Annotated in this window: 16 protein-coding genes; 4 read left to right on the top strand and 12 right to left on the bottom strand. The window is 69.4% G+C overall.

Going from position 1 to position 24,841, the window contains the following annotated elements; genetic code table 11:
• Positions 1–374: 374 nt before the first annotated feature.
• From AB0N89_RS29700 to AB0N89_RS29690, 3 genes are read right to left on the bottom strand one after another with little or no spacing between them, the layout of a single operon-like run.
• Complete coding sequence (locus AB0N89_RS29700) at positions 375–1,937, bottom strand: amidase (protein WP_364211040.1); 1,563 nt, start codon at positions 1,935–1,937, stop codon at positions 375–377.
• 14 nt (positions 1,938–1,951) lie between these two features.
• Positions 1,952–3,295 (bottom strand): type I glutamate--ammonia ligase, encoded by a 1,344-nt coding sequence (gene glnA, locus AB0N89_RS29695; RefSeq protein WP_007035311.1) that lies wholly within the window; start codon positions 3,293–3,295, stop codon positions 1,952–1,954.
• A gap of 50 nt (positions 3,296–3,345) precedes the next feature.
• Positions 3,346–4,629, bottom strand: coding sequence for an MFS transporter (locus tag AB0N89_RS29690; RefSeq protein WP_364211035.1), 1,284 nt, complete (start codon positions 4,627–4,629; stop codon positions 3,346–3,348).
• Positions 4,630–4,718: 89 nt separating this feature from the next.
• Here AB0N89_RS29690 and AB0N89_RS29685 point away from each other — a divergent pair, with 89 nt between their 5' ends.
• Complete coding sequence (locus tag AB0N89_RS29685) at positions 4,719–5,387, top strand: LppX_LprAFG lipoprotein (RefSeq protein ID WP_364211033.1); 669 nt, start codon at positions 4,719–4,721, stop codon at positions 5,385–5,387.
• A 63-nt stretch (positions 5,388–5,450) separates the two neighbouring features.
• Here AB0N89_RS29685 and AB0N89_RS29680 read toward each other — a convergent pair whose 3' ends face one another.
• Positions 5,451–7,022 (bottom strand): alpha/beta hydrolase, encoded by a 1,572-nt coding sequence (locus AB0N89_RS29680; protein ID WP_364211043.1) that lies wholly within the window; start codon positions 7,020–7,022, stop codon positions 5,451–5,453.
• Positions 7,023–7,171: 149 nt separating this feature from the next.
• Between AB0N89_RS29680 and secA2 the strand changes: the two genes are divergently transcribed.
• Complete coding sequence (gene secA2, locus AB0N89_RS29675) at positions 7,172–9,499, top strand: accessory Sec system translocase SecA2 (protein ID WP_364211031.1); 2,328 nt, start codon at positions 7,172–7,174, stop codon at positions 9,497–9,499.
• 226 nt (positions 9,500–9,725) lie between these two features.
• Complete coding sequence (locus tag AB0N89_RS29670; protein ID WP_364211029.1) at positions 9,726–11,483, top strand: NAD+ synthase; 1,758 nt, start codon at positions 9,726–9,728, stop codon at positions 11,481–11,483.
• Here AB0N89_RS29670 and AB0N89_RS29665 read toward each other — a convergent pair.
• Positions 11,454–12,080 carry a VOC family protein gene (locus AB0N89_RS29665; protein WP_364211026.1) on the bottom strand — a complete coding sequence of 209 codons (627 nt, stop codon included), beginning with the start codon at positions 12,078–12,080 and terminating at the stop codon, positions 11,454–11,456. The two genes, AB0N89_RS29670 and AB0N89_RS29665, sit on opposite strands and share 30 nt — an antisense overlap.
• Positions 12,081–12,188: 108 nt before the next feature.
• On the opposite strand from AB0N89_RS29665, the gene AB0N89_RS29660 reads away from it, so the two are divergent.
• Positions 12,189–12,725, top strand: a complete 537-nt coding sequence (locus AB0N89_RS29660; RefSeq protein WP_364211023.1) for a methylated-DNA--[protein]-cysteine S-methyltransferase — start codon at positions 12,189–12,191, stop codon at positions 12,723–12,725.
• Here AB0N89_RS29660 and AB0N89_RS29655 read toward each other — a convergent pair.
• The 7 genes from AB0N89_RS29655 to AB0N89_RS29625 all read right to left on the bottom strand — a co-directional run bounded on the left by AB0N89_RS29655 (position 12,722) and on the right by AB0N89_RS29625 (position 24,815).
• The gene (locus tag AB0N89_RS29655) at positions 12,722–13,309 is read right to left on the bottom strand and encodes a DinB family protein (protein WP_364211020.1); all 588 of its coding nucleotides are present in this window, start codon (positions 13,307–13,309) and stop codon (positions 12,722–12,724) included. The two genes, AB0N89_RS29660 and AB0N89_RS29655, sit on opposite strands and share 4 nt — an antisense overlap.
• Before the next feature lie 278 nt (positions 13,310–13,587).
• On the bottom strand, positions 13,588–14,589 hold the full coding sequence (locus AB0N89_RS29650; protein ID WP_364211017.1) for an aldo/keto reductase: 1,002 nt from the start codon (positions 14,587–14,589) through the stop codon (positions 13,588–13,590).
• Positions 14,590–14,635: 46 nt separating this feature from the next.
• Positions 14,636–15,325 carry an alpha/beta fold hydrolase gene (locus AB0N89_RS29645; protein ID WP_364211014.1) on the bottom strand — a complete coding sequence of 230 codons (690 nt, stop codon included), beginning with the start codon at positions 15,323–15,325 and terminating at the stop codon, positions 14,636–14,638.
• Positions 15,322–16,578, bottom strand: coding sequence for a cytochrome P450 (locus tag AB0N89_RS29640; protein WP_364211011.1), 1,257 nt, complete (start codon positions 16,576–16,578; stop codon positions 15,322–15,324). Before AB0N89_RS29640 ends, AB0N89_RS29645 begins: the two co-directional genes overlap by 4 nt.
• Complete coding sequence (locus AB0N89_RS29635) at positions 16,575–17,885, bottom strand: MFS transporter (RefSeq protein ID WP_364211008.1); 1,311 nt, start codon at positions 17,883–17,885, stop codon at positions 16,575–16,577. Before AB0N89_RS29635 ends, AB0N89_RS29640 begins: the two co-directional genes overlap by 4 nt.
• Positions 17,875–21,459 carry a beta-ketoacyl synthase N-terminal-like domain-containing protein gene (locus AB0N89_RS29630; RefSeq protein ID WP_364211006.1) on the bottom strand — a complete coding sequence of 1,195 codons (3,585 nt, stop codon included), beginning with the start codon at positions 21,457–21,459 and terminating at the stop codon, positions 17,875–17,877. Before AB0N89_RS29630 ends, AB0N89_RS29635 begins: the two co-directional genes overlap by 11 nt.
• Complete coding sequence (locus AB0N89_RS29625; protein ID WP_364211003.1) at positions 21,456–24,815, bottom strand: amino acid adenylation domain-containing protein; 3,360 nt, start codon at positions 24,813–24,815, stop codon at positions 21,456–21,458. Before AB0N89_RS29625 ends, AB0N89_RS29630 begins: the two co-directional genes overlap by 4 nt.
• Between the last annotated feature and the right edge of the window lie 26 nt (positions 24,816–24,841).

Below are 24,841 nucleotides of genomic sequence, written 5' to 3'. Positions count from 1 at the left end.
ACTTGCTCTCAAAGGAAACCCCACGAGGCAGGGTTTCAATACATAAGCTCTACTGGCTTAGTTCACTAGCACACTGTTGAGTTCTCAAGCAACACGCTTTGTTTCAAGCGATATTCACAAGCTTTTGGTCGAGCATGCCGAATCCTACTTCGTAAGTCGTAGGGGGTCGGCGGCCGCTCGTGGGCCGACGCTGAACGTTACCTGGTCCGGTTCGCGGTGTCAACCCGCTCGGCCCTGGTTCCTTGCCTCGGGGCTTTCGGCCCCGGCGGCCCGGTGTTCCTGGCGACGAAGAGAAGATTACATGCCCCGGAACCCCCCGAAAACAGGGGGGTCACTTAACGACATTGCCGCAGGTCAGCCGGTGTAAAGCGCCGTCAGCCGACGGTCTTCAGGTAGCGAGGCGGTTTGCGGGCCGGGACGACGCGTTCGAAGTCGGCCGCGTAGGCAAGCACTCGGGCGTCCGTCCACAGCCCCGCCATGAACGAAACCCCCACCGGGAGCTCGCCGACGAAACCGGCGGGCACGGTCACGGCCGGGTACCCCGAGACCGCGGCCGGCGTCGACGACGGGATCACGTCGTTGTCGCCGGTCTTGCAGTCGGTCTTCCAGGCTGGCGGGTTCGTGGGCGCGGCGATCGCGTCGAGGCGGTGCTGGGCGAGCGTCTCGTCGATCGACCGTTTCGCCAGATCGGTCAGCTCGCGGCGGCCGGCCAGGTAGCCGGGGTCGGACGGGCCGGGCGCGGCGAGCGCCTGCTCGAAGAGTTCCTGTCCGGCGAAGCAGGTCTGCTCCAGCGGGTCGGACCGGTTGTAGGCGATCAGCGCGGCGAGGTCGCGCGGGCCTTCGGGACGCGTGGCCAGGTAGCGGTCGATGTCGCGGTGGAACTCGGTGAGCAGCGCCGGGAACTCCAGTTCGCCGAGCCTGGCCTGGTACGGCAGCGTCACCTCGACAACCTCGGCACCCGCCTTGACCAGCGAATCCTTGGTTTTCGTCATCACGACGTCGACGTCCGGGCCGAGTACCGGCAGCCGCCAGAGTCCGATGCGGGAGCCCTTCAGCGCACCGGGCCGCAGGTGCGCGGCGTAGTCCGTCGGCTGGTTCGGCGGGTACGTGCCGGTGGCCGGGTCGCTCGGGTCGCGGCCCTGGAGCGCGGACAGGGTGAGCGCGACGTCGACGACGTGCCTGGCCATCGGACCGGTCGTGTCCTGCTCGGCCGAGATCGGCACCACGCCGGTGCGGCTGACCAGGCCGAGGCTCGGTTTGTGCCCCACTGTCGAGGTCATCCCGGCCGGACAGACGATCGAGCCGTCGGTCTCGCTGCCGATCGCGATCTGGGCGAGTGACGCGGCAATCCCCGCGGCGGATCCGGCGGACGACCCACAAGGGTTGCGGTCGAGCACGTACGGGTTGTTCGTCTGTCCCCCGACGCCCGACCACCCGGAAGTGGGTTTGGCGGCACGGAAGTTCGCCCACTCGGACAGGTTCGCCTTGCCGAGGACGACCGCGCCCGCATCACGCAGACGGCGGATCAGGGTCGCGTCCTTCGCGGGCTTGCCGCGCAGTGCCCGGGAACCCGCCGTCGTCTGCTGCGACCGGGTGTCGACGTTGTCCTTCACCAGGATCGGGATGCCGTCGAGCGGCCCCCGAGTCTTACCGGCGCGACGCCGGAAGTCGCTCTCCGCGGCTTGCGCGATCGCGGCCGGATTGACCGCGATGACCGCGTTCACCGTGCGGTCGACCTTGTGGATGCGATCGAGATAAGCCGTGGTCAGACCGACCGCGGTCAGCCGTCCGGAGGACATCCGGGCCTGGAGCGAGGGGATGTCGGCGGCGTCGAGATCGAGGGGTTTCCCGCCCGCTGACGCCGGTGGAGCGGCACTTGCCGCGATGGTCGCGGCGACCAACGTCGTGAGAACTCCGAACATCGGCCGCCGCACCATCAGGTCTCCTTCGTCTAGAGAACCGGAAGCAGGGTCCGCAGCTCGTACGGGGTCACCGCGCTGCGGTAGTTATCCCATTCAACACGTTTATTGCGCAGGAAGAAGTCGTAAACGTGCTCTCCGAGCGCTTCGGGAAGAAGTTCCGATTTTTCCATTTCGGCCAGGGCCTCACCGAGGTTCTGCGGGAGTTGGGCGTACCCGGCCGCGCGGCGTTCGGCGTCCGAGAGCTGCCAGATGTTGTCCTCGGCGGGAGGCGGCAGCTCGTAGCCCTTCTCGATGCCCTTGAGCCCGGCGGCCAGGATGACCGAGTACGCCAGATAGGGGTTGCAGGCGGAGTCGAGCGTGCGGATCTCCACCCGGCGTGACGACGCCTTGCCGGGCGAGTACATCGGCACCCGGACCAGAGCGGAGCGGTTGGCCCGGCCCCACGAAACGGTCGTCGGGGCCTCGCTGCCGCTGATCAGCCGCTTGTAGGAGTTCACCCACTGGTTGGTGACCGCGGAGATCTCCTTCGCGTGGTGCAGGAGCCCCGCCACGAAGGCCTTGCCCGTCGCGGACAACTCGTACGGGTCTTCCGCGTCGTAGAAGGCGTTGCGGTCACCTTCGAACAGGCTCACGTGGGTGTGCATGCCCGAGCCCGGCTGGTTGGTGAACGGCTTCGGCATGAACGTCGCTCGGACGCCCTGGGTGAGCGCGACCTCCTTGACGACGTAGCGGAACGTCATCACGTTGTCGGCCATCGTCAGCGCGTCGGCGTACCGGAGGTCGATCTCCTGCTGGCCGGGCGCGCCCTCGTGGTGGCTGAACTCGACCGAGATCCCCATGGCTTCGAGCGTCTCGATGGCGTGGCGGCGGAAGTGCGTCGCGGTCGCGTGGCTGGCCTGGTCGAAGTACCCGCCGTTGTCCGCGGGCTCGGGCTCGCTGCCGTCGTCCGGCAGGCTGGCGAGCAGGAAGAACTCGATCTCAGGATGGACGTAGCAGGTGAAGCCCGCTTCGCCCGCTTTCGAGAGCTGCCTGCGCAGGACGTGCCGGGGGTCCGCCCAGGACGGGGAACCGTCCGGCATCGCGATGTCGCAGAACATGCGCGCCGAGTACGGGCCGCCGTCCGGCGTCTCCCAGGGCAGGACCTGGAACGTGGCCGGGTCAGGCTTCGCGACCATGTCGGATTCGTAGACGCGTGCGAACCCTTCGATGGCCGATCCGTCGAAGCCGATGCCCTCGCTGAAGGCGCCCTCGAGCTCGGCGGGCGCCACCGCGACGGACTTGAGGAAGCCCAGCACATCCGTGAACCAGAGCCTGACGAAACGGATGTCGCGCTCTTCCAAGGTACGGAGCACGAACTCCTGCTGGCGATCCATGGCCGCACCCTAACGAGAACGTGTTAACGACATGTTTCGCGACGCGCCGTTCAAGCGGAAGTGGTGGACACCCCCGCCGGAACCGGCTCGGGTTTGGCCGCCTTGGTGATCGACAACGAGGCGATCGAAGCCAGCACCGCGAGGCCCGCGGCGATGTACCAAGCGAGCGCGTAGCTGCCGGAAGAGTCGCGGATCGCGCCCGCGCCGAAGGCCGCGAGACCGGCGCCGAGCTGGTGGCTGGCGAAGACCCAGCCGAAGACGATCGGACCGGCGGAGCCGAATTGGCGGACACAGAGCGCGACCGTCGGCGGAACCGTCGCCACCCAGTCGAGGCCGTAGAAGACGATGAACGCCCACATGCTCGGCTCCACCGATCCGCTCAGCAGTTGCGGGAGCAGGGCGAGCGAAACGCCGCGAAGGGCGTAGTAGACGCCGAGCAGGATGCGCGGATCCACACGGTCGGTGAGCCAGCCGGAGGCGATCGTGCCGACGACATCGAAGATCCCGACGAGGGCGAGCAGTCCGGCGGCGGTGGTCTGGGGCATGCCGTGGTCGTGCGCCGCGGGCACGAAGTGGGTGCTGACCAGGCCGTTCGTCGTGGCACCACAAATCGCGAAGCCAGCCGCGAGCAGCCAGAACGTCTTCGTGCGTGCTGCCGTGCCGAGGACGGAAAGCGCGCGGCGGGCGGAACCACCCGTGCGGGCGACGGGGGCGACTTCGCCGGGTTCGGCGCCGTAGGCGGTCGTCCCGGCGTCGGACGGGTGATCGCGAACCACCAGGAGGACGACGGGGACGACGGCCAATGCGGCGATGGCGATGACGAGCGACGCCGTCCGCCAGCCTTCGCCGATGGCGAGATTCGCGACGATCGGGAGGAAGATCAGCTGGCCGGTGGCGCCCGCCGCGGTGAGGACGCCGGTGACGACGCCGCGGCTGCGGACGAACCAGCGGGCGGCGACCGTCGCGGCGAAGCTCATCGCCATCGAGCCGGTGCCGACGCCGACCAGGACGCCCCAGCAGAGGATCAGCTGCCAGCTCGCGTTCATGAACACCGTGCCGCCCGCGCCGAGCGCGACGACGAACAACGCCGTCGAGGCGACACGTCGCATCCCGAAGCGCTCCATGAGAGCTGCCGCGAAGGGCGAGAAGAGGCCGTAGAGCACGAGGTTCACGGAGACGGCTGACGCGATCGTCGCGCGGGACCAGCCGAACTCGTTGTGGAGCGGGTCGATGAGGACGCCGGGGGCCGCGCGGAAACCGGCGGCGGCGAGCAGGGCGATGAACGCGGCGGCGGCGACGAACCATGCGCGGTGGAGTCGGGTCTCAGGGTGCACGAGTACAGCGTCATCGCCGCCAGGCCCTGGCGGAAGCGGCCGGAAGGACACTGTGCGAAAGATTCGGGCCAAGGTCATAGGCTCTGGCCATGCGCTGCCGTCACCTCGTGCCGGCGCTGCTGCTCACGTTCGGGCTCATCGGTGGCTGTGCGGGGTCTCCCCCGTTGCCTCCTGCCCAGGAACTCGTGAGCGCGGCGGCCGACTCCCTCGTCTCGTTGCGCAGCGTGCGGTTCACGCTCGGGGTGAACGGCGTCGTCTCCGGGCTGCCGGTGCGGGGGCTCGACGGCGAGGTCAGCCTCGAGGGCGACGCCGTCGGTAACGCCGACCTGCAGGACGACACCGGGCGGATGAAAGTGAAGTACCGGCTGTCCGGCTCCGAGATCACGCTCAGCGGGCCTGACGGCGAGCGGGTGATTCCGGCTTCGGCGGCTTACACACCGCGGGCGATGCTCGGGGCGGACGGCGGGTTGCGGCGGCTGCTGACCGGGGCGACCGACCTGCGCGGCGAACGATTCGAGCGGGTGCAGGACACCGATTCGGTCCGGATCGGCGCGAAGGTGCCGGCCGCGGTGATCGGCGGGATCGTGCCGGAGATCAAGTCGGACGTGGTCGTGAAGCTGTGGATTTCGAAGGACGAGCCGCGACGGCTGGTGCGAGTGTGGCTGCAGGTGCCGCCGACGAGTCCGCAGGACTTCGCGGTGATGCTGGAGTTGGCGTTGACCAGGCACAACGCGGTGGTCGTCGGGGGCGGGCGATAGCAAAGGTCCCTTGCTCCCCCGGCTGGTCCGGGACGGGAGCAAGGGACCTTTGCTATCGCTTCGTCACTTGGCGGTGCAGCGGGTGCCCTCGTCCGGCAGGGCGCCGTTCACCAGGTAGTCGATGCCGATCTTGTCGACACACGAGACGCCCTGGAGAAACACCGTGTGCTGGTTGCCCTCGAACGTCAGCAAAGCTCCCTTGATCGCTTTCGCCAGGTTGACGCCCGCCTGGTAGGGGGTCGCCGGGTCGTTCGTCGTGGAGATGACCAGCGTCTTCGGCAGGCCTTCGATGTTCGGCAGGTGCGGCTCCGACGTGTTCGGCACCGGCCAGAAGGCGCAGGCGTCGCGCGCGGCACCGTCCGGCCTGCCGTCGTCGAGGAACGGCGCCGCCTCCGCGTACCGCTTCTGCGCGTCGAGGAGCTTCGCCGGATCGGTGACCCGCGGGTCGTCGACGCACCGGATCGCGATGAAGGCGTCCTGCGTCGTCCCGTAGCGGCCGTCGGCGCCGCGTTCGTTGTAGAGGTCGGCCAGTTTCTCCAGGCCGTCGCCGCGCTGACGCTTCAGATCGTTGAGCGCGGTGTTCAACGGTTCCCAGAGATCTTCCTGGTAGAGGGCCTGTATCACGCCTGTCGTCGCGTCCTCGTACGACAGTTTCCGGCCGTCGCTGACCGGAACGGGGAAGTCGATCAGCGGCCGCACCAGGTCCTGGAACGCCTTGGTCACGCCTGCGGCGTCACGCCCCAGCGCGCAGTCCTCGCGCGCGGCGCACCAGTTCGAGAACTCCCCGAACGCCTTGCCGAAGCCCTGTCCCTGCGCGACCAGCGACTCCACCGCGTCCTGCTCCGGGTCGACGGCACCGTCGAGGACCAGCGCGCGGACGTTCGCCGGGAAGGCCTCCGCGTAGGCCGATCCGATCCGCGTCCCGTAGGAGTAGCCGAGGTAGCTCAGCTTCGGTTCGCCGATGACCGAGCGCAGGATGTCCATGTCCTTGACGACGTCACGGGTGCCCACGTTCGCGAGCATCGAGGGGCCATGTTCGGTCCGCTCGGAGCATTTGGCGGCGAAGTCCTGGGACTCGGCCTCCTGCTTTTTCACTCCCTCGGGTGATCCGTCCGTCTCGCCGTCGTCCGCGCGGTCCGCGTCGCGTTCGGCGTCGGTCAGGCAGCGGATCTGCGGCTCGCTCGCACCGATCCCACGCGGGTCAAAACCGACCATGTCGAAGCGTTTGCCCAGCTCGTTCGTCGCCGTCCGGGAGGCGAGGCCGGCCGCGGCCTCCATCCCGGAGGCGCCGGGGCCGCCGGGGTTGACCACGAGGGCCCCAATCCTTTCGTCGGTTTCCAGCGCCTTCCGGCGCAGCAGTCCGAGCGTGATCGAGTCGCCTTCGGGCTTCGCGTAATCGAGCGGGACGGTCAGCCGGGCGCACTGTGCGTCCTTCACTCGAAACGCCGCTTTTGCGTCACCGGATGTCGCGTAGGGTGCACAGTCGGCCCAGGTCAGACTCTGTCCGTAGAACTTCTCGAGTCCTGCGGGCACCGGTCCGGACGGAGCGTGCGACTCGGTGGCCGGAGGCGGCGGCTGGGTTCTACCCTCTCCCGACGAGCACGCTGCGACGGTGACGGCGAGCAGGCCGGACAGCGTGATCGCGGCGAATCGTCGGGCACGGGACCTGGCGCTGACATGAGTGAACACGGTTGGATCGTGCCATCGGCCGCGGAACTCGGCCGCACCACCACTGCGTTGGTGATACGGGTGCGGACGGCAGAAGAACAGACGGGAGCACAGGGGTGGCAGCACTGATCAGCCGGGTGGGCAAGAAGCTGCGCCGGATCATCCAGCGGCCGGGCAGCGTCGAGCTGACCCGCTACGAGGCGCTGCTGCCGGCCATCGAGAAGCTCGAGCCGGAGTTGGAGAAGCTCTCCGACGAGGAGCTGACAGAGCGGGCCGGCAAGCTTCGGGACGCCGCGGTCTTCGGCAACGAGCAGCTCATCGAGGTCTGCGCGCTCGGCCGTGAGGCCGCCCGGCGCGCACTCGGCGAGCGCGCCTTCGACGTCCAGCTGCTGGGCACGATGGGCCTGCTCAGCGGACATATCGTGCAGATGGAGACCGGTGAGGGCAAGACGCTGGCCGGTGCGCTGGCCGGTGCCGGGTACGCCCTGCGCGGCAAGCACGTCCACGTCGTCACGGTGAACGACTACCTCGCCCGTCGTGACGCGGAGTGGATGGGACCGATCTACGACCTGCTCGGCGTGTCCGTCAGCTGGATCGAACCCGCGCACTCCCGCGACGAGCGCCGCGACGCGTACGCGAAGGAAGTCACCTATGGCGCCGTCAGCGAGATCGGCTTCGACGTGCTGCGTGACCGCCTGGTCACCCACGAAGAGGACCTGGTCCAGCGCGAGCCCGAGGTGGCGATCGTCGACGAGGCGGACTCCGTGCTGGTCGACGAGGCTCGCGTGCCGCTGGTGATGGCAGGGTCGATCGACCACACCGACGCCGACGAAGAGGTCGCGAACATCGTCCGGCGGCTGCGGCTCGGGCTGCACTACGAGACCGACGCCGACGGCCGCAACGCCTGGCTGACCAAGGCGGGCGCGTCGGTGGTCGAGAAGGCCCTCGGCGACGACATCAACCTCTACGACGAGACCGGCTCCGACCGGCTGCCCGCGGTGAACGTGGCGCTGCACGCGCACGCGTTGCTCACTCGCGACGTCGACTACCTCGTGCGCGACGGCAAGGTGCAGCTGATCAACGCCGCGCGCGGCCGTGTCGCCGAGCTGCAGCGCTGGCCGGACGGCCTCCAGGCCGCGGTCGAGGCGAAGGAGCAGGTCAAGGCGACCGACCGGGGCGAGATCCTCGACTCGATCACCGTGCAGGCGCTGCTCGCGCGCTACCCCGAGGTCGCGGGGATGACCGGTACCGCGGTCGCGGTCGCCGAGCAGCTGCGTGAGTTCTACAAGCTCGAGGTCGCGGTCATCCCGCCGAACACGCCGAACATCCGCGAAGACCAGGAGGACCGGATCTTCGGATCGCCGTCGCAGAAGCTGCGCGCGATCGAGGAGGAGATCCGGCGGGTGCACGAGAGCGGGCGGCCGATCCTCGTCGGCACCCAGGACGTCGCCGAGTCGGAGGAGCTGGCGGAGAAGCTGGCGAAGGTCGACCTCGAATGCGTCGTGCTCAACGCGCGCAACGACGCCGAGGAAGCCGCGATCATCGCCGACGCCGGCAAGAAGGGCGCGGTCACCGTTTCGACCCAGATGGCAGGCCGGGGTACCGACATCCGACTGGGCGGCAAGGACGGCGACGGCCGCGACGAGGTCGTCGAGCTGGGCGGCCTGCACGTCATCGGCACCGCCCGCTACCCGTCGAGCAGGCTCGACGGCCAGCTGCGCGGCCGGTCCGGACGGCAGGGCGACCCGGGCAGCGCGGTGTTCTTCGCGAGCCTGAACGACGAGCTCGTGCTGTCGAACGCGCCGGACGTGCCCGAGGGCATCAGCTCGGACGTCGGCAGCGGCGAGGTCACCGACCCGGCGGCCTTGCGGCAGATCAACCACGCGCAGCGCGTCGCCGAGGGTGTCGACCTGGAGATCCACCGGAACACCTGGCGCTACACGCGGCTGATCGAGCGGCAGCGCGGCGAGCTGCTCGAACACCGCGACAAGGTGCTCCGGACCGCGCACGCGGCGGAGGTGCTGGAGAAGGCGCACCCGGAGAAGTTCAAGGAGCTTTCGGAAGCGGTCGACGACGAGGCTCGCGTCGAACAGCTGAGTCGTGAGGTGCTGCTGTTCCACATCGACCAGCTGTGGTCGGACCACCTGGCGTTCCTGACCGACGTGCGGGAGAGCATCCACCTGCGGGCGCTGGCGCGGGAGACGCCGATCGACGAGTTCCACCGCGCGGCGATCCCCGAGTTCCACAAGATCATCGGCGAGGCGGCCGACCGGGCGGCGAAGACGCTCGAGGAGGCCGAGATCACCGAGGACGGGATCGACCTCGGCGACGCGGGGGTGCGGCGGGCGAACACGACGTGGACGTACCTGGTGCACGACAACCCGTTCGACTCCGACTTCGAGCAGACCATCAAGAAGGTGCGGAGCATGATCAAGCGCAAGTAGCGCGGCGGTCCTGAGCGGGGAGCGGGGGACCTTTGCTGTCACTCTCTTTTGGAGAGCGACAGCAAAGGTCCCCCGCTCTCTTTTCGGGCGAAACCCCAGGTCAGGCGCCCGGCGATAGCAAAGGTCCCTTGCTCCCCCGCCGGTCGGGCAGCAGCAGGCCGGACCCAGGTGGGCGATTCGGCACATCCACTCGTCCCCGCGGAGGCCGGTGGGTGAGAATGACGGCATGCCGCAACTGCGCATCGCACTGGCCCAGGTCAACACCACCGTCGGGGATCTCGAAGGCAACGCCGAGCTCACCGTCGAGTGGACCCGCAAGGCCGCCGAAGCAGGCGCCCACATCGTCGTGTTCCCGGAGATGTCCCTCACCGGCTACCCCGTCGAGGACCTCTCCCTCCGCCCGACCTTCGCCTCCGCCTCGAAGCAGATGGTCGAAGCGCTCGCCCGGCGGCTCGACAACGCCGGTTGCGGCGAGGTGCTCACCTACATCGGGTATCTCGACCTGGACGAGACCGGCCCGCGCGACGCGGCGGCCGCGCTGTACCGCGGCGAAGTGGTCGCCCGCCAGTTCAAGCACCACCTTCCCAACTACGGCGTCTTTGACGAGCACCGCTGGTTCAAGCCGGGCCAGGACCTCGAAGTCGTCCGCTTCCACGGTGTCGACGTCGGCATGGTCATCTGCGAGGACGTCTGGCAGGACGGCGGCCCGATCTCCGCACTGGGCAAGGCGGGAGTGGACCTCGTAGTCGCACCGAACGCTTCGCCGTACGAGCGCGCGAAGGACGACATCCGCCTGCCGCTCATCGCCCGCCGCGCGGCCGAGGCAGGGGCGCCGCTGGTGTACACGAACCAGATCGGCGGCCAGGACGACCTCGTCTTCGACGGCGACTCGATCGTGGTCGGCGCGGACGGCCGCTTGCTGGCACGCGCGCCGCAGTTCGTCGAGCACCTGCTCATCGTCGACACGGACCTCGTCGCGGGCGGGCACACCGCCGAGGGCGAGTTCGAAGGTCTGCGGGTCAAGCGCCGCACGCTCAGCGAAGAACCGGTCCCCGCCTACGAACCGAGCACCGGCTCGGCGATCAGCGAGCCGCTGTCGGACGAGGCCGAGGTGTGGCACGCGCTCGTCGTCGGCCTGCGCGACTACGTGCACAAGAACGGCTTCTCGTCGGTGACGTTCGGATTCTCCGGCGGTATCGACTCGGCTGTCGTGGCGGCGCTGGCCGCGGACGCGCTCGGCGGCGACAACGTCTACGGCGTCTCGATGCCTTCGGAGTACTCCTCGGAGCACTCGAAGGGCGACGCCGAGGACCTCGCCCGCCGGATCGGCGCGCACTACCGCGTCGAACCGATCGCGGACATGGTCAAGGTCTACGTCGAGCAGCTTCAGCTGACCGGTCTCGCCGAGGAGAACATCCAGGCCCGTGTCCGCGGCATGCTGCTGATGGCGCTGTCCAATCAGGACGGTCACCTGGTGCTCGCCACCGGCAACAAGACCGAACTCGCCGTCGGCTACTCGACTATCTACGGCGACGCCGTCGGGGCCTTCGCGCCGATCAAGGACCTGTTCAAGACGCACGTCTGGCACCTGGCCAAGTGGCGCAACAAGGAAGCCGAGAAGAACGGCGAAACCCCGCCGATCCCGGAGAACTCGATCACCAAGCCGCCGTCCGCCGAGCTGCGGCCGGGTCAGCTGGACAGCGATTCGCTGCCCGACTACCTGATGCTCGACGACATCCTCGACGACTACATCGAGGGCGACCGCGGCTACGTCGACCTGGTGGACGCGGGCTTCGAGCCCGAAACCATCGATCGCGTGGTGCGCATGGTCGACAAGGCCGAGTACAAGCGCCGCCAGTACCCGCCGGGCACCAAGATCACGTTCAAGGCGTTCGGGCGGGACCGGCGGCTGCCGATGACCAACGGCTGGCGCGAGGGCACGGTCGTGGCCCGCTCAGCTCAGCGTGACCTGCTTCCCGGCTGAGTTCGTCAGCACGGCCACCAGGCCGGGCTTGGTGTCACGCCGGACGAGCATGTCCATCCCGAGTGCCCGGACCGCGGCTTCGACCGCGGTGGGCTCGGGGTGGACGCCGGTGACCAGGAGCAGCGGGATCGACGGGAGCCCCCGCGTCGTCGGATGCGGGGTGCTCCCCCAGTCGATGAGGAAAGGCGCGAGTCCGTCGAGGCCGCCGGCGCCGGTGAGGCGCCAGGTCAGCAGTTCGCCGTCGTCGGTGGCGCGTGACATCTCGGACGCCTCGCCCGGGTCGTAACCGCGTTCGCGGGCTTCGGCGATCGCGTCGTCGATGCCCTCCGCCCGCGCCGCCCAGGTGACCAGGGCGGGCTCGGTCAGCTCGTCGACGCCGAACGGGCGCGGTCCGACGTGCTCCGGTTGATCCGGGTCGGGCCCGACCACCTCGAGGTAGGCGCCGGCGCCCAGATCGGCCAGATAGTTGGCCGTCCCGAAGCCGACATGCCTTCCGCCGCGTACAGGCGTGACGCCGGTCAGCTCGGCGACGCGCGCGACGGCCTCTTCGAGATCCGGCCCGGCGTAGACGAGGTGATCAAGCACGAGGTCGCTCATGCCCATAGTCCTATCGCAGCCGCCGCGCCGGTGGCATCGCGGCATGGCGGTGCCACCCGAAAAGCGGCGCGGCCGAAACTGTCGGACCGGGCTCGTACCCTGGTCTGCATGACGGCACAGGGCTACGCCGTGTTCGGCACCGCGATCGGCGACTGCGGCATCGCGTGGAACGAACGCGGGGTCATCGCGGTCCAGCTGCCGGAGGGCAGCGAAGAGAAGACGAAGGCGCGACTGACCGCGCGCCTTCCCGAAGCGACCGAAACCGCGCCTCCGGGCGAAGTCCAGCGCGCCATCGACGGGATCGTCTCGTTGATGGAGGGCAAGCGCACGGACCTCACCGAGGTCGGCCTCGACTACGAAGGAGTACCGGACTTCCATCACCGAGTGTACGAGTTCATCCGCACGATCCCGGCGGGCAAGACGCTGACCTACGGCGACATCGCGAACATCCTCGGCATGCCTGGTGGGGCGCAGGCCGTGGGACAGGCGATGGGCCGGAACCCGTTCCCGATCATCGTGCCGTGCCATCGCGTGCTCGCCGCCGGTGGCAAGGACGGCGGGTTCTCAGCGCGCGGAGGAGTCGCCACCAAGCGCCGGATGCTGGTCATCGAAGGCGCCTTGGCGGACGAACCCACGTTGTTCTAAGCGGTGACGGCGGGCGTCCAAGGCTTCAGCCAGGGCGTCTCCGGCCAGCTTTCCGCGGCGGCCATCAACGGGATGGCGGTCGCGCCGTCGATGTGCTCGCGGATGATGTCGGCGTGCCCGGCGTGCCGCGCGGTCTCCTCGATGAGGTGGAACAGCACCCAGCGGACCGACCAGGCTTCGACGTCCTGCGGGTACCAGGGCACGCCCTTCGGCACCGGGACCGGCTGGCCCAGATCGGGGATGCCAGCGATGACGTCCGCGGTACGGCGGGCGACCTCGTCGTAGCGCGCGAAGACGTCTTCGAGCGTCTCGCCGTCAGCCATCACGTAGCCGGCTTCGTAGTCCTTCATCGCCTCTTCCATGGGCTTCGAAGGCTTCTGGAGAAGGATGTCGATCCAGCCGTCTTCCGTGAACGCGGTGTGTTTGATCAGGCCGCCGACGCTCAGTGAGCTCTTGGTCGGGACCGCTCTGGCCTGTTCTTCGGTCAAGCCGTGCGCCGCGATGCGCAGGACGTGGCGCTGCTGCTCGAGGTAGGCGAGGAGACCTTCGCGCTCGTCGGCGATCGGGGGGACGTTTCCGGCCATGACGGTTCCTTCCGTTGGGAAGGGGATCATGACATTCGGCGGCGGCTTTCCGAGGTGATTCGACCTGGAAGAGAGCAAGGGACCTTTGCTATCGCCTCGGCGCTCGGAGGGGGTGTGTGGAAATGAGGACGTTGAGTGTTCCTATTTCCACACGGCCCGTACTCCGCGTAGTGGCGGGTGGCGACTGTGTGGGCGGAGAGAGCAAGGGACCTTTGCTGTCGCTCGTTAGTGACGCTAACTAGCGATAGCAAAGGTCCCTTGCTACTCACGTGGGGTGGTCAGGAGGCGGCGTCCAGTTTCGCCCGCTGTTCTTCGGTCAGCGTGATGTCGACGGCTTCGAGGCTTTCGTTCAGCTGGGCGACCGAAGAAGCGCCGACGAGCGGGATGACCGGGGCCTCGCCGCCGATCATCCACGCGAGCACGACCTGGTTCAGGGTCGCGTCGATCTCCTTCGCGACCTCGCGCAGCGCGGCGAGGCGGTTCGGGGTGCCGGGGTGGTCGTAGTCGAACTCCAGCGGCTTGTCCTCACGGACGTACGCGCCCGCGAGCAGCGGCGAGTAGGCGACGAGCCAGAGTCCGGGGTTCTCGGCCAGGTAGGTGAGCAGTTCACCGGTGAGGAATCCGTTGGCGCCTTCGGGCGAGCGCCGGGCCGGGCGGTCGGTGCGGGCCCGGAGGTACGTGTGCTGGTACTGCAGCACGTCGTACCCCGGAAGTCCCTTCGCGGCGGCGTGGGCACGGCTGCGCTCCACCTTCCACGCGAAGTGGTTGCACACGCCCAGAAGGCCCACCGAACCGTCGGCGACGACCTGCGCGAAACCCTCGACGGTCTCTTCGAGCGGAACCGACCGGTCCTCGACGTGCGCGTACAGCAGGTCGAGCTTCTCCACGCCGAGGTTCTCCCGGCTGCGGTCGACGGCTTCCTTGATCGCCTTCGGGGACAGGCCTTCGATGTTCTCGAACTTGCCGGTGTCGGCGAAGCTCATGCCCGCCGCTTTCGCCCGCGCGCCCATCTTGGTGGCGATGGTGACCTCATCGCCGATGCCGCGGTCGGCACGCCACCGGCCGAGCAGCGCTTCGCTCTCGCCACCCTGCGTCCCGTTGTGCCAGAAGGCGTAGTTGTTCGCGGTGTCGACGAACGAACCGCCCGCCTCGACGAACCGGTCGAGGATCGCGAACGACGTCTCCTCGTCAACGCCGGTGCCGAACGGCATCGCACCCAGCGCCAGCGCGCTCACTTCGCGCCGCGAATCCGGGTTCAGGCCGATCGTGCGAAATTTCATGGGTCCCATCACTTCCTGCGGTCACGGTTGGCGAGCGATCAGGTGCTCACACAACGCTATCGGAACGGATCGCGTTCTGGATCAGATTCATCACGGCTTCCCCGGAATCCATCACGTACATGTGCGCGCCGGGGATCTCGACCGCGTCGAATCCGGCGGTGGTGAACGCCGCCCACTCGCGGATGTCCCCCGCGGCAACCAGTTCGTCGCCCGTGCCGCGCAACGCCGTGATCGGCACGGAAAGCGGTTCGGTGGTGCTGGGGACGTAGTTCTCGTGCATGGTCACGTCCGCGCGCAACGCCGGAAGAAGCAGTTCCCGCAGATCCGGGTGGTACAGCGCCTGATCGACGTGCCCGGACAGAACCTGCACCTGGGCGAGGAACGCGTCGTCGTCCTCACGCACGGACGCGCGGATCTCCTGTGGCCGTACCGTGCTCGGGCCGGGCGAACCGCTGACGAACACGTGGCGCACGGACGGCAGCCGGTGCGCGAGTTCGTAGGCCAGCACGGCGCCGACGCTGTGCCCGAACAGCACCAGGTCCGTCGTCTCGCCCAGATCGGCGACGAAAGCGTCGACGGCGTCGTGCACCGACTGGTACGGCTCGACGTCGATCAGCCGTTCCCGGCCGGGCAACCGCATCGGCACGATTTCGAGATCGTCGGCGGCGAAGGCCGACCACGGGTGGAAGAAGGCGGCACCGCTCCCGCCGAAGGGCAAGCACACCAGTGACGTCATCGCGGCAGCTTCCGGTCGTACCGGATCGGCAGCCGTTCGAGCCCGCGGCTGGCCGAGTTGTCGAAGCGCCACGGCAGGTCCTCCGGCGCCACGGCCAGGCTCAACCCGGGCAGCCGCCGCAGCAGCGTGGTGAACGCGACGGCGCCTTCGACACGGGAAAGCGGCGCACCGGGGCAGAAGTGCACGTTGCCCCCGAACGAGAGGTGCCGGTTCGGTTTGCGGGTGATGTCCAGCTTTTCCGGGTCCTCGAACACTTCCGGATCGTGGTTGGCCGAGTTGATGAGCAGGTGGACGACGCTCTCCTTGCCGATCCGCTGCCCGCACAGCTCCAGGTCCTCGGCCGCGAACCGTTGCGGCGCGCGGTAAACCGGTCCCTCGAAGCGCAGGAACTCCTCGATCGCCGTCGTCACGAGCTCCGGTTCGCCCTTGAGCTTCTCGAACTGGTCCGGATGCCGCAGCAGCGCCTGCATGCCGTTGCCGACGAGGTTCGCGGTCGTCTTGTGGCCCGCGATGATCAGCAGGATCAGCGTGGAGACGATCTCGTCGTCGCTGTAGGCCTCGTCGGCGTCGGCCGTCTTGAGGATGACGCTGACCAGGTCCTCGCGCAGATCCGCGCGCCGCTCGGCGATCAGCTCCACCAGGTACTTCTCGACGTCGTCACTGACCTGCTTGAGCCGCCGGTTTCCCTCGTCGTCCGGGTACGGCGCGTTGCTGAGCACCATGCCCCAGTCGTGCAGCAGCGGCCAGTCCTCGATCCGGACGCCGAGGAACTCGCAGATCACCCGCATCGGCAGCTGCAGCGCGAAGTCGTTGTAGAGATCGGCGACGCCTTCGTCGGGCAGCGCGTCGATCAGGTCGTCGGTGATCTCCTGGATCCGCGGCCGCAGTTCGTTCATGCGGCGCGGGACGAAGGCGTTGCCGACCAGCTTGCGCAGGCGGGTGTGCTTCGGCGGGTCCGCGGTGAGCATGTTCTTGATCAGGATCGGGCTGCTCTGTTCGAGCGCCTCGCGGAACCAGCCGGGCGCGTTGTCCACGCTCTTCGACAGCCGGCGGTCGGCGAAACCCTTGCTCACCGTCTCGTAGTCGGCGACGACATAGGCCTCGGAATTCGGCGGGTACTCGATCGACCGCACCGGGCAGGTGCCCCGCACCTCGGCGTAGCCCGCGTACGGATCCGGACCGGGGTGCGTGCAGAACTCGGCGGGAAGCGGCTCCGGGGAGACGGACGTCTGCTCAGGGGTTTCCAGGCTCATTTTCCATCCTCCGAAGTCGTTTGCTTGGCGAGCTCTTCAGGGGCGGGCAGCGTGCGGATGCGCTTGCTGAGGGTCGGCAGCGCGAACAGCGTCCCGGCGGCGGCCATGAAGACGAAGACCCAGGTCGGACCGGCGAGGTCGAAGATCGCGCCGACGGCGAAGATGCCGATCGGCTGGGCGATCATGCCGACGAACATCACCGCGCCGATGACCCGGCCCTGCAGGTTGTCCGGCACCAGCGCGGCGATGTAGCCGTAGATCAGCGCCCCGACGACACCGGCGCGCAGGAAGATGCAGGCGACGATGACGCCGAGCGGCAGCGTGCCGGGCACGAAGGTTAGCAGGACCGCCGCGACCGGGCCGATCCAGATGGCGTAGGCCATGATCACCGGCGGCCGCACGTACTTCAGCACGATGCCCGCGAGCAGCGCGCCGGTCAGTCCGCCGCCGCCCGCGATGGCGAGCGTCGTGCCGATCAGGGCTTCCGACGCGCCCCGGTCCTGCGCGGTGGCGATCAGGGCGAGGAACATCCCGGAGTGGTTGAAGGCCATGTTCGAGCCCATCGCCCACAGCACCAGGGTCAGGATGATCGGCTGCTTCAGGATGAACTTGAAGCCGTCGAGCATGCTGCCCTTGGGCGCGGCCTTCGTTTCGACGGTCTGGGGCGCCTGCGTCGGCTTCTTGACCAGCAACAGGATCACGGCGGACGCGAGGAACGACAGCGCGGCGGCGAAGAACGGCAGCGCCCTGGCGAGGGCGAACAGCGCACCGCCTGCGGGCGGGCCGGCGACGGTGGCGCCGAAGAACCGGATCTGGTTCTGCGCGGTCGCCTGGGTCAGCTGCGACGCGGGCACGAGCTGTTTGATCGCCGCCATCCCGGCGGGGTTGGACACGCCGAGACAGGTCGCGGACAGGATCACGATGGCGAAGGTGAGCCAGATGTCGACGCCGCCGCTCATCACCAGCACGGCGAACAACGTCAGCAGCACCAGCCGCGCCAGATCGCAGACGATCATGATCAGCTTGCGGTTGAAGCGGTCGGTCAGGCTGCCGCCGGGCAGCGACATCACCCCGGCCACCACCAGCTGCACCGCGCCGACCGCGCCGGCGTAGGTCGCCGACCCGGTGGTCGCGAGAATCAGCAGCGGGTACGCGATCTCCGCCGCTTCCTTGCCGAAGGCGGCGAAGAACTGGCTGATCCACATGGCCTGGAAATCACGGTTGCGGAAGAGCGGCTTCTCCTGGGCCGGGGGTTCCGGCGCCGCCGTGACGGTGGGTTGACTCGTCGCTGTGGACTCAGCCGACATGATCCATCCTCTCGGCGCCCGCGAGAGCACCGTTCAATTCGCGGGCGAGAACGCCCACATGGGGTTGCGTGAGCAGTGACCAGTGATCGCCGGGGGTGGTGAACACCTGGACACCGCCGCCGTACAGCGGGGCGAGACGGGCGTGGAGCCGGGCGGCCCCTCGCCGGTCCGAACCCGCCCGGAACACCAAGGCCCTGGCGGGAACGAAAGGAGGCCGGTAAGGCACCAGCGCGCGGGCCTTGTCCAGCAGTTGCGTGCGCAGCGCCGGATTGCGCCGCACGGCACGGCCGATCGCGCCGAACCCGAAGGCCGCGTCGACGAGGGTCCGCCCGTGACTCACCAGGAAGTCGGGGTCGACGGCCATCGGCAGGTCACGGCGTCCCTGCACGAAACCGTCGAGACCGACCACCGTGTCGACGTCCGCGCCGCGCCGGGTCAGCTGCCGCGCGACCTCGTGGGCCAGCACCGCGCCGAAAGACCAGCCGCCCAGGACGTACGGGCCATCGGGTTGTGTCCGCAGCACCGCGTCGACGTAGCGGGCGGCGATCGTCTCGATGCCTTTTTCCCGGGTGGAAAAGATTTCGAGCCCGTGGACGGGACGTGATCCGGCCAGTTCCTCGGCCAGCGCGCGATAACTGAGCGCGCTGCCCGCGGAATCCGCGATGAGCAGCAAGGGCCTGCCGGGACCGTCCTCGTGGAAGGTCACGACGTCGACAGCGTGCCGAGGCCCCGGCTTCGCGGCCCGTTCCGCGACCAGTCGCGACAACCGGCCGAAGGTGGCCTCCTGGTCGAACTCGGCGACCGGCACGGAAGCGCCGGTCCGCTCGCGGATCTTCGACATCAGGTTCACCGCCATCAGCGATTCGCCGCCGAAGGCGTAGAAGTCGTCCGAGGCGTCCACCGACGGGACGCCGAGCGCCGCGCACCACAGTTGTTCCACTGTGGACTCTTCGTGTCTATCCACAGTGGACTTGACTAGCGATGGCCGTACGACGGTGAAGTCCGGTTCCTCGTCGCTGAAGGGATAAGTCGGCAGCGAGCAGGTGACCGGCCGCTCACCGGGCTCGTCCAGCAATACGGCGACGGCGTCCGCGCCGTGTTCCCAGAGCGAGCCGAGCGCCCGGAGGACACCCCGATCCCCGTCCTCGGCCCGGCCCAGCAACGGCACGGTCACGTGCCCGGCCTTCCAGCCCGCGTGACGGCGGAGCGTGGCGAGCATGGACGTGCCGGGGCCCAGTTCGAGGAAGGTGTCGCACTCGGAACCGAGCAGGGTGCCCGCGCAGTCCTCCAGCAGCACCGGACTGCGGAGCTGCCCCGCCCAGTAACCGGGGCCGCGCACCGCTTCCGGATCCGCCCAGCCGCCGGAAGTGTTGGACACCAGCGGGAATCGTGGCGCCGAGTTCGGCGTGGCGGCCACCGCCTCGGCGAGTTCGTCGGCGGCGGGATTCATCAGCGTGCTGTGGAAGGCCCGCGGGATGTCGAGCACCCGGACGTCGAGACCGGCCAGGAGGTCGCCGTCGAGCAGCCGCGTCATCGCCGCTTCCGGACCCGAGACGACGACGCGTCCCGGACCGCGCACGGCCAGCGAGAGTTCGTCGAAACCCTTGTCCGACAACCGATCCACGAGTTCGCCGGCGCTGGTTCCGACGGCCGCCATCCGGCCGGGCCGGGTGGCCAGCATCGCCGAAGCCCGCAGGTGTACCAGATCCACCGCGTCCGGCAGGGTCCAGAGCCCGGCCAGCGCGGCGGGCGCGTACTCGCCGATGCTGTTGCCGAGCATCGCGCGCGGCCGGATCCCGAGCTCCAGGAGTTGCCTGCCCAGCGCGTAACCGACTGCGAACAGCCCGACCTGGTGCGGCACCAGCTGGGAGAACCAGGCCGGTTCGGCGTCCTCGGTGACGATCGGCGAAAGGTCGAGCCCGTGCCGCTCGCGGACGAGGTCCCGGACTTCGTCGAAGGCGTCCCGGAAACCGGGCAGCAGCCGGTGCGCGGCCGCCCCGGCGGGATGGGTCAGCAGGCCGTGTCCCGGGAACACGAACGCGACCTTGTCGAGCGTGCCCGGTACGGACGCCCCCGGCGCCGCGAGCAGCGCCGCGGCGTCGGCGGTGTCCTCCGCGACGACGGTCTGCCGGTGCCGGTAGACGCGACGGGAAGCCAGCGTCGCGGTGACTTCGGAAAGGTGCAGGTCCGGCGTCGTGCGCAGGTGCTCGGCCAGGTTCGCGCGCATCCGGCCGAGGGCTTCCGGCGCGGCCGCGGACAGCGTCAGCACGCGACGTCCGCCACGCGCGGGCGGCGCCGTCCGGGTGGGTGCCTCTTCGAGGACGACGTGCGCGTTGGTGCCGCCGACGCCGAACGAGCTGACGCCGGCGAGCCTGCCGTCCCGCCCTGTCCACGGCTCGGCGCGGGTGCTCACCACGAACGGCGTGGTTTCCAGTTCCAGCAACGGATTCGGCCGGGCGAAATGCACCGACGGCACCAGTTCCCGGTGCCGCAGCATCAGGACGGCCTTGATCAGGCCCGCCACCCCGGCCGCGGAACCGGTGTGCCCGATGTTGCTCTTGACCGCGCCGAGACGGCACCAGCCGGTCTCGTCGGTGTCCGCCTGGAAGACGTCGGTGAGCGCCTGGACCTCGATCGGATCACCGATCCGGGTGCCGGTGCCGTGCGCCTCCACGTAGCCGATGTCGCGCGGGTCGACCCCCGCCACCTGCTGCGCGTAGCGGATGAGCTCGCTCTGCCCGTCGACCGACGGGGCGGTGTAGCCCATCTTCTCCGCGCCGTCGTTGTTGATCGCAGATCCGCGGATGACCGCGAGGACGCGGTCGCCGTCGCGCCGCGCGTCGGCCAGCCGTTTGAGCACGACGACACCGACGCCCTCGCTGGGCACGGTGCCTCCGGCCTGTTCGTCGAAGGTGCGGCAATGTCCGTCCGGGGAAAGGATTCCGCCGGGTTCGTAGAGGTAGCCGCGTTCGCCGTTGCCGATGACCGCGACCCCGCCGGCGAGCGCGACGTCGCATTCGTCGCCGCGCAGGCTCGCCGCCGCCATGTGCACCGCCGTCAACGACGTCGAACACGCCGTCTGCACGGTGACCGCCGGGCCGCGGAGGCCGAGTTTGTAGGCCACCCGCGTCGCCAGGAAGTCGGGGCCGAGCCCGATGTAGCGGGCCAGTTCGCCGAGTTCTCCGTCCGGTTCGGCGGTGACCTGGTCGGCCCCGCCGTACACGCCGATCCAGCCGGGGAAGCGAGTCGGATCGAGCGCGGCGTCGTCGAGCGCGGCCACCACGCATTCCAGGAACACGCGCTGCTGCGGATCGATGCTCGCCGCTTCCGCGCGGCTGTACCCGAAGTAGGTCCAGTCGAAGCCGCGGGTGCCGGTCAGCAATCCCATCGCCGGGACGAATTCGGGACGCCGCATCAGTTCCGGGTCGCCGCCTGCCGAGAGGATCTCCTCGACGTCCAGTCTGCTGATGCCCTCGGTTCCGCCGCGCAGCGACGACCAGAACCGGCCGAGGTCCGGCGCGCCCGGGTACCGGCACGCCATCCCGATGACGGCGACCGGTTCCTGCCGGTTCACGAGGCGCTCGCGAGGAGCTTGCCCAGGCCCTCCGGCGTCGGGTCGCGCAGGAAGTCGCGCACCTTGAGGATCGCCCCGGTGCGTTCCTTGGCCAGCGTCACCAGCCGGATGGCCGCCATCGAGTTCCCGCCGACGGTGAAGAAGTCCGTTTCCGCGGTGATCTCCTGAGCCGGTTCTCCGATCGCCTCGCTGAACATCGCGAGCGCCGGGCCGAGGTCGTCCCGCGGTTTCGGGGCGGCGGTCGCCGCGACCGCCACCGCGGCCAGCGCGCGGCGATCGACCTTTCCGTTGCCGGTCACGGGAATCCGCTCGACCAGCGCCCACAACGTCGGGACCATGTACGTCGGCAGCCGCCCGGAAAGGGCGTCGCGCAGATCCGCGGTCCCGAACTCGGCGCCTTCGGCCGGGACGACGGCGGCCATCAACCGCTTCTCCGCGCTGTCGCCGTCGGTGACCGCGACGACGGCGTCCTGCACCCGCGGATCCGCGGTCAGCGCGTCGCTGATCGCCGACAGTTCGACGCGGTAGCCGCGCAGTTTGACCTGATCGTCGCGTCTGCCGAGGTACCGGACCCGGCCCTTCGTGTCGACGCGCACCAGATCCCCGGTGCGGTACAGCCGTTCCGGGACGTCCGGCGAGAACTCGCCGAACGCGCGGGCCGTCTCCGCCTCGTCATCGAGGTAGCCGTCGGCGAGGCCGAGCCCGCTGGTGTAGAGCTCGCCGACCGCGCCCGGCGGCACGATCCGGTGCCGGGCGTCCAGCACGTACACCCGGGTCCCGGGCAGCGGCGTGCCGATCGGCAGCGGACCGTCGACGTCGTCCGCGTCCGTCACCGAAAGGGTGGTGGTGAACGTCGTGTTCTCGGTCGGCCCGTAGCCGTTGGTGATGACCAGGCCGGGATGGCGCCGCAGCACCCTGGCGACGTGTTCGTGCGGGACGACGTCACCGCCGGTGAGCAGCTGCCGCAGTCCGGCGAACGCGTCGCCCGCGAATTCCTCGACCAGCCGGAACAGGCCGGCGGTGAGCCAGGCGACGGTGACTTCGTTGTCCAGCAGGAAATCGCCGAGTTCGGTGGGCGTCGGCAGGCCCGCCGGGTACACCTCCAGCGTGGCGCCGGTCAGGAGCGCGCCCCAAAGCTCCAAAGTGGACGCGTCGAAGGCGAGCGGGGACAACCGCAGCACCCGCTCGTCCGGGCCGAGGCGGACGTAATCCGCCTCGTGCACCAGCCGGACGATCGCGCGATGCGGGACGCAGACGCCCTTCGGCTGACCGGTCGAGCCTGAAGTGAAGGCGACGTAGGCGAGCCGCGTCGTGTCCGGATCGACCGGCGGTTCGACGACCTCTCGCACGTCCCAGGACCGCTCCCAGGCCGCCACCACGGGAATCCCGAGCTCGCGGAGGCGCTCCGCCGAGGCGCCGGGCACCAGCGCGGCGACGGGTGCGGCGGACCGCACGATCTTGTCGGAGTGTTCGGCGGGGACGTTGAGGTCGACGCCGACGTACGCGGCGCCCGCCCAGACGACGCCGAGCACCGCGACGGCTTCCGCGATCGACCGGTCCAGTCCGACCAGCACGCGGTCTCCGGGCCGGACACCGGCTTCACGCAGCAGCCGGGCCTGACGTGAGGCCGCCGCGGCGAGTTCGCCGTAGCTGAGCTGGACTTCCTCTTCGCGGACGGCGATCGCTTCCGGGTCCCGGAGGACCACTTCGCGGAAGAGCGCGTCGATCGACGTGGCCGGGAAGTCCTGCCGGGTCTCGTTGATCCCGTCGAGCAGGGCCCGCCGTTCCGGTGACAGGCACCGGATCTCTTCGACCGCGACGTCACCGGCCGAGGCCAGCTGGTCCGCCGCGGCGAGGAAGTCCGCGATGAACCCGTCGGCGTCGGCTCGGCCGAAGACCGCGGACGCGTACTCCAGGTGACCGCCGAGCGCCGGGTCGGCCCGGCCGATCAGCAGGGAGAGGTCGAACTGCGCGCCGCCGCCGTGGCCCTCCTCGATCCGCAGGCGCGCGGACGGGGTCTCGATCCGTTGCGGGACAAGCTGATCGTGCATCCCGAACGAGACCTGGACCAGCGGATGGCAGCCCAGCGTTCGTTCGATCCCGAGCCGGGTGACCAGCTCGTCGAACGGCAGGTCGCCCGCGTCGATGCTCTGTCCGAGCGACTGGTGCACCGAGCGCAGGTACGTCGCCACGGCGGCGTCCTCGGCGACGTCGATCCGAACCGGGACCAGGTTCCCGGCGACGGCGACGAGCTCTTCGAGTTCGGTGCTCCCCCGGCCGGTGAGCGGCACCCCGACCAGCAGATGCCGCGTGCCGGTCCAGCGGCTCAACGTCAGGCCGAAAGCACCGAGCAGGAAGGCGAACGGCGTGATCCCCAAGGCCTTGGCGCGTTCGACGACCGCGGCGCTCGCGGGGACGCCGAAGTCGATCGGCGCCCGCGCGCCCGCGGCGTCCTGGATCGGGGGGCGCTGCCGGTCGGACGGGAGTTCCAGCACCGACGGCACGCCGTCGAGATGTTTCGTCCAGAACTCGGCCTGCCGGTCCCATTCCCCGGTGGCGCGTGCTTCCTCCTGATGGCGCAGGAGAACCCGGGGAGAGACACCGGGCTCCCCCGCGTGCTCGCGTCCGCCGCCGGCCAGTGTCGCGTAGCGGGCGAACAGCTCGTTCACCAGCAGGCCGACCGACCAGCCGTCGAGCACCATGTGGTGCGCCACCAGCACGACAGCCTGGCCACCCGTGCCGGCGGTGCCGCTTTCGACCCGCAGGAGCCGGTACGCCGGCGCCTTCCCGAGGTCGAACGGGTGCCGTCCCTGCCGCGCCGCGAGGGAACGGACGCGCTCGTCGAACTCGCCCGCTTCACCCTCCCAGGTGTGCACCTCGACCGGCGGCGTGTACTGGTCCAGCACCTCGGGCACGACGTCGCCGTCATCGCCGCGATAGACCGTGCGCAGACCCGGATGCCGGGCGACGGTCTGCGCGACCGCACGCTCGAACAACTCCGGCTCCACCGTCCCGTTCTCGACGAAACAGGTGAAGACCAGGTTGTACGGAGACCCGCCGGTGACCCGCTCGATCAGCCACATCCCGCGCTGGGCATGGGAAACCGACTCGGCGAGCGGTTCCGGCCCGGCGGCGGGCTTCCCGGCGGGGACGGCGCCGGCGAAGACGTCGGCGACCGGAGCACCGCTCAGCAACGCGGCCACGGGGATCCGCAGGCCGAGCTTCTCCTGCACGATCGCGGCGAGCTTGAGCGCACGCAGCGAATCCCCGCCGAGACCGACGAAACTGGTGGTGGCGAACGCGCCGGCCTCGATGTCCTGGCCGAGGACGGCACTGGCGTACTCGTTGAACGACATGGCTTTCTCCGGTCGGGACGAGGGGC

Source organism: Amycolatopsis sp. NPDC089917 (assembly GCF_040684635.1).
GTDB lineage: Bacteria > Actinomycetota > Actinomycetes > Mycobacteriales > Pseudonocardiaceae > Amycolatopsis.
Note: the sequence above shows the minus strand (reverse complement) of the source record. Positions and strands in the feature narration are given on the sequence as shown.

Excerpts from the sequence above, each read along its gene's own strand:
- AB0N89_RS29655 (WP_364211020.1), bottom strand. The coding sequence starts at position 13,309 with ATGGCCGGAAACGTCCCCCCGATCGCCGACGAGCGCGAAGGTCTCCTC.
- AB0N89_RS29650 (WP_364211017.1), bottom strand. The coding sequence starts at position 14,589 with ATGAAATTTCGCACGATCGGCCTGAACCCGGATTCGCGGCGCGAAGTG.
- AB0N89_RS29625 (WP_364211003.1), bottom strand. The coding sequence starts at position 24,815 with ATGTCGTTCAACGAGTACGCCAGTGCCGTCCTCGGCCAGGACATCGAG.
- AB0N89_RS29640 (WP_364211011.1), bottom strand. The coding sequence starts at position 16,578 with ATGAGCCTGGAAACCCCTGAGCAGACGTCCGTCTCCCCGGAGCCGCTT.
- AB0N89_RS29685 (WP_364211033.1), top strand. The coding sequence starts at position 4,719 with ATGCGCTGCCGTCACCTCGTGCCGGCGCTGCTGCTCACGTTCGGGCTC.
- AB0N89_RS29700 (WP_364211040.1), bottom strand. The coding sequence starts at position 1,937 with ATGGTGCGGCGGCCGATGTTCGGAGTTCTCACGACGTTGGTCGCCGCG.
- AB0N89_RS29665 (WP_364211026.1), bottom strand. The coding sequence starts at position 12,080 with ATGAGCGACCTCGTGCTTGATCACCTCGTCTACGCCGGGCCGGATCTC.
- glnA (WP_007035311.1), bottom strand. The coding sequence starts at position 3,295 with ATGGATCGCCAGCAGGAGTTCGTGCTCCGTACCTTGGAAGAGCGCGAC.
- AB0N89_RS29670 (WP_364211029.1), top strand. The coding sequence starts at position 9,726 with ATGCCGCAACTGCGCATCGCACTGGCCCAGGTCAACACCACCGTCGGG.
- AB0N89_RS29645 (WP_364211014.1), bottom strand. The coding sequence starts at position 15,325 with ATGACGTCACTGGTGTGCTTGCCCTTCGGCGGGAGCGGTGCCGCCTTC.
- AB0N89_RS29660 (WP_364211023.1), top strand. The coding sequence starts at position 12,189 with ATGACGGCACAGGGCTACGCCGTGTTCGGCACCGCGATCGGCGACTGC.
- AB0N89_RS29635 (WP_364211008.1), bottom strand. The coding sequence starts at position 17,885 with ATGTCGGCTGAGTCCACAGCGACGAGTCAACCCACCGTCACGGCGGCG.